General features: G+C 42.9%; 6 protein-coding genes and 1 pseudogene. 4 read left to right on the forward strand and 3 right to left on the reverse strand.

The window, feature by feature from the left end:
* Nucleotides 1-12: 12 nt before the first annotated feature.
* Entirely contained in the window at nucleotides 13-387 is a 375-nt protein-coding gene (locus IQ229_RS24855) for a pentapeptide repeat-containing protein (protein ID WP_194044527.1), read from the reverse strand.
* A pseudogene (locus tag IQ229_RS24540) lies at nucleotides 381-1,619 on the reverse strand (nSTAND1 domain-containing NTPase); the annotation flags it as partial. The pseudogene IQ229_RS24540 and the gene IQ229_RS24855, both read right to left, overlap by 7 nt.
* Before the next feature lie 338 nt (nucleotides 1,620-1,957).
* On the opposite strand from IQ229_RS24540, the gene IQ229_RS13685 reads away from it, so the two are divergent.
* The gene (locus IQ229_RS13685; RefSeq protein WP_194044529.1) at nucleotides 1,958-2,359 is read left to right on the forward strand and encodes a CU044_2847 family protein; all 402 of its coding nucleotides are present in this window, start codon (nucleotides 1,958-1,960) and stop codon (nucleotides 2,357-2,359) included.
* On the forward strand, nucleotides 2,356-3,066 hold the full coding sequence (locus tag IQ229_RS13690) for a TIGR04283 family arsenosugar biosynthesis glycosyltransferase (protein ID WP_194044536.1): 711 nt from the start codon (nucleotides 2,356-2,358) through the stop codon (nucleotides 3,064-3,066). Before IQ229_RS13685 ends, IQ229_RS13690 begins: the two co-directional genes overlap by 4 nt.
* On the opposite strand, the gene IQ229_RS13695 is transcribed toward IQ229_RS13690, so the two are convergent.
* A complete protein-coding gene (locus tag IQ229_RS13695) occupies nucleotides 3,013-3,369 on the reverse strand; it encodes a hypothetical protein (RefSeq protein WP_194044538.1) in 357 nt (118 codons plus the stop codon). The genes IQ229_RS13690 and IQ229_RS13695 overlap by 54 nt on opposite strands.
* Nucleotides 3,370-3,408: 39 nt before the next feature.
* Here IQ229_RS13695 and IQ229_RS13700 point away from each other — a divergent pair, with 39 nt between their 5' ends.
* Together IQ229_RS13700 and IQ229_RS13705 are read left to right on the forward strand one after the other, a co-directional pair.
* Nucleotides 3,409-4,167: a TVP38/TMEM64 family protein gene (locus tag IQ229_RS13700; protein WP_194044540.1), complete on the forward strand. Its 759-nt coding sequence runs from the start codon at nucleotides 3,409-3,411 to the stop codon at nucleotides 4,165-4,167.
* Nucleotides 4,136-4,688, forward strand: a 553-nt coding sequence (locus IQ229_RS13705; protein ID WP_194044542.1) for a TVP38/TMEM64 family protein, incomplete at its 3' end; no start/stop codon positions are given. The genes IQ229_RS13700 and IQ229_RS13705, both read left to right, overlap by 32 nt.

Here is a 4,688-nt window from a genome sequence, read left to right on the forward strand (position 1 = left end):
ACCCCAAAGTATTCACTTAGCTGGTTCTGGTGGTAAACCAAGCTTGGCACGAAAATCCTTGTCATATTTTGCCTTCTCCCAACTATAAGTAGATTTAATTTGTTCAAGAGTAAGATTTATGGCGTACCTGAGGTCGGCACGGCTGAGGTCGGCACTGCTGAGGTCGGCATTCCAGAGTTTGGCACCGCTGAGTTTGGCACTGCTGAGGTTGGCACTTCTGAGGTAGGCATTGAAGAGGTAGGCACCGCTGAGTTTGGCACTGCTGAGGTTGGCACCGAAGAGGTAGGCACTGCTGAGGTTGGCACCGCTGAGGTTGGCACCGCTGAGGTTGGCACTTCTGAGGTTGGCACTTCTGAGGTTGGCAATGCTGAGGTCGCTAACACACATTCAAAAAACTGCTGTCGTTTGGTAATGTCTTGACATTGAGTAAAAGCTTCCTCAAATTGATCTACCACTAACACGATGCGCTGAGTTTGTGCAGCAGTAATCAACTGTCCTAAGCCAACTGCACTTTTAGCAATTAATTCTTCTGCTTTTGCCAATTGAGATGCGCGTTCAATATCTGATAATTCTGATTCTAGAAATGCCAGTGCTAAATTTTGTAAGGGGTTAATCCCTGGTCGAAATATTTTCAACTGCCAAGTATCGCTACCTGATAACCTACGTCCTAACTTTAATTGATAAAGTAAACCCGCTCTCAAAACACTAGACTTACCACTTCCTGATGCTCCCAACACAGCGAGGAAATTACCCGATCGCACTTTTTCTAATAATTCGTCGGTTAATGCTGTTCTGCCATAAAATAAGTTGGCATCTGCTTCTGTGCAATCAAAATAAGATAACCCTTTGTAAGGACAAATAGCTGATACCTGTACTGTGGAGTTAACAGGAGAGGAATTCCATTTGCGGGTGAAATTAATTGCTTCACCGGAGTTAGCAAAAATTGGACGCTGGGGGAATGGGTGATGTTCTTGATTGAGCAAGTCTACTAAAGTGTAATTACTCACCCAACGGTCTTGTTTTGGTTCCAAACCTTTCAGCAGTGCGGCGGTGAGTACGCTGTGTTGGCTGTTAATCTCTTCAAAAGCTACTTCAAAACCACGAGAAGCCGCAATAAAACACCTGTCTCTGCCTTTACCGCGATCGCCTGGATCTGCCTCTGCAAAATTTAGCACTTCTCCGCTATAGCAGCAATCCAAAATTACAATTTGTTGTCTTACTTCACTTTCTTGCAGCAGTCGCCGCAGCCATTGTAGAGATAATCCCCAATTACCCGCATCAGGGTTGACTTCACTAGTCGCTAAAAAGCCTTCCTGAATTCCTAAATTTTTCCGCAATCCATGACCAGAAAAATACAGCAGTGCTGTGTCTGGCGGCTTCCCATCTGGCTTAAACAATTGGACGATCGCTCTTTCTAACTAAGTTAAACTAACTTTAGTTTGCTTACCAATGCGAATCGTCTCATTTTCCTTGTCTTTGACTGCTGGTAGCCGCGTTACCCGAAATTCACCATATTGTTGTAAGATTTGAGCGATCGCTTCAGCATCGGCAGCTGGTGCGTTGAGACATTTTAAGCGGTCATACATATTAATTCCCACCACCAAAGCGTCTCGACTCATCCTGCAAAGCCCTATGATAGTTGTGCCGAATTATTTCCAGTTTCTACAAGAAATTTACCGCATTTTCCGTAAAAATGTATAGTTAAACGGGCGGTTAGAAACCGCACGCCAGGTGCTTCAAGTCGGCGGAGCCGCCCAACGCACTGGCTCGTCTACACAGGCAAAACCCACCTCCGTGGGTTTCAAAACCTTGATTTTTCCTTAGTCCGCGGAGGCGGACTTTGTTTGTGTAGCCGCGAATTCTATTCGCCTTGGCTTCCTTTGTCTAAACGCGAATTCTAACCGCCCATTTCGCGTTAAATTGACTACACGCAATTCTTTTAAGCGAGATTTATTCCATGACTCAACTCACACCTATTCAGTTAGAAGATGGCACGATTATTTACATTGAAGCCACAAATAACGTAGATGCTCCACCAGTCATTACCGAAGTTTCTCCAGAGGGAGAGGAAGAAGCGCTAATTGATAAGGGATGGGATGCTGATGCTGCACAAAAGCAAATAGTGCAAAATTTCCAAGCAATTGAAGGTACAATTCGGGCTTACACTGTTTATTCACTGAATGCTTTTAAGAAAATCCCTGTTGCCAATATTGATAAAGTCACTCTAGAATTTGGCATCAAAGTTGGCGGTGAAGCAGGTATACCTTACGTGACTAAAGGCACGGCTGAAAGCAATCTGAAGGTAACGGTAGAGTGTTCATTTCCTGACCAACTGGAAAAGAAAACTCAGCAATCATGAGTGAGAGTATTGACGCAGCCAAAATTTCGATTATTATTCCGGCTATTAATGAAGCGGGGAATATTAAAAAAGCCATTGCTACTACTCAAGCCAATCTAAATATAGAAGTCATTGTAGTCGATGGTGGCTCTAGTGATGATACTGTAGCGATCGCTCAGTCTTTAAATGTCAAAGTTATCTCATCATCTCCCGGTCGTGCTGTGCAAATGAACGCGGGTGCTGTAGCGGCTAGTGGTGAGATTCTGTTATTTCTCCATGCAGATACCCGTTTACCAACTGGGTTTGATGAGATGATTCGCACAGCACTACAACAACCTGGGACTGTGGCTGGTGCTTTTAAGTTGCGGATTGATGCCTCACTTTTAAGTTTACGATGGGTGGAGTGGGGGGTAAATGTGCGATCGCATTTTTATCAAATGCCTTATGGCGACCAAGCAATTTTTTTAACAAAGGAAGTATTTCAGCAAATAGGCGGCTTTCCCGAATTGCCTATCATGGAAGACTTTGAACTCATGCGTCGTCTAAAACGCATCGGACGTGTTGTAATTATTCCTACACCAGTTGTCACCTCAGCCCGTAGATGGTTGCAAAAGGGAGTATTCAAAACTACGCTACTTAATCAAATAGTAATTATTGCTTACTTGCTCGGCGTTTCACCTAAGCGAATTTGTAGCTGGTATCGCCAAGAAAAATTTAAGAGGCTTTAAGCTGTTTCTCATGTGGGTAGTATATCTTAGGGGCATTGGATTTGAGGTGTAAATTTTAAAGTTGAGCTTCAGAAGGTCAACGTTGAGCCTCAGAAGGTCAACATTGAGCTTCAAAAGGTCAACATCGAGCCTCAGAAGGTCAAAGTTGAGCTTCAAAAGGTCAACATCGAGCCTCAGAAGGTCAACGTCGAGCCTCAGAAGGTCAACGTCGAGCCTCAAAAGGTCAACATCGAGCCTCAGAAGGTCAAAGTTGAGCCTCAGAAGGTCAACATCGAGCTTCAAAAGGTCAACATTGAGCTTCAAAAGGTCAACATCGAGCCTCTGAGGGTGAAACTTATAAAAATGAACAAGCGTTTATTCAATTCCAAACTCAAACTACTACTGCTAAGTTGCCTGATTATCACTCTAATAATTGTTGCTAAACAGTTAAACTTTCAGGGGTTTTTACAGACTTCAGTCATTTGGGTTCACAGTCTTGGTACTTTAGGGCCTATCGCCTACATACTCATTTACAACTTAGCGACATTACTGTTTATACCGGGTTCCCTCTTAACTCTTAAAGGTGGTTGTCTGTTTGGTGTATTTTGGGGATCGATATATGTACTAATTGCTGCAACAATTGGAGCAACCTTGGCTTTTCTCATTGGACGCTACCTGTCGCGGGATTGGGTTTCTCGACAAATGGACAAACATCCTAAATTCAAAGCGATTGATTTAGCAGTTTCCAAAGAAGGATGGAAAATTGTTTTGCTAACTCGTCTTTCACCTATTTTTCCCTTCAATTTATTAAATTATGCATTTGGAGTAACACAGGTTTCTCTCAAAGACTATATATTAGGTTCCTTCGGCATTATTCCCGGTACTGTGATGTACGTTTATATTGGTTCTTTAGCTGGGAATCTTGCCATGATTAACACCTCTCATCAACCAATTACTCCAGAAACTCAAGTCTGGCAATGGATAATGCGAGTAGTTGGGTTGATTGCTACGGTTGCTGTAACTGTATATATCACAAAAATTGCTCAGAAAGCATTAGCTCAAAGTGTGGCAGTAGAAGAAATCACAACCCATGAACAAACTAATAATCATTCAGATATTTAAAAGTATTGATGCCAGAAAATTCCAGAAGTTTTTTAGCCTCAGTGTATTAATATTACTAATATTGGCAAGCAGTTTCTCATTAAACCCAGACCCGGCTTTAGCACAAGAATTGACAAATTCAAATTCTTTCAATCCGCAAGCAATTTTACGCGAAGCCTTGCAGTGGATTGATAGCCTGGGTGCCGTGGGAGCCATAGCTTTTATTGGCCTTTATATTATCGCTACCGTTGCTTTTTTCCCAGGTTCTATTCTCACCTTGGGGGCTGGTGTAATTTTTGGTGCAGTTTGGGGTTCTCTCTACGTGTTTATCGGTGCAACCCTTGGCGCTACAGCTGCTTTTCTCGTTGGACGTTATTTAGCAAGGGGTTGGGTTGCTGGTAAAATCGCAGATAACAAAAAATTTGCCGCCATTGACCAAGCGGTAGGTAAAGAAGGATTAAAAATTGTCCTGTTAACGCGATTGTCCCCGATATTTCCTTTCAATTTGCTCAATTATGCCTTTGGTATCACGGGAGTTTCAC

Origin of the sequence: Nostoc cf. edaphicum LEGE 07299 (genome assembly GCF_015207245.1) — a bacterium.
Lineage (GTDB): Bacteria > Cyanobacteriota > Cyanobacteriia > Cyanobacteriales > Nostocaceae > Nostoc > Nostoc edaphicum_B.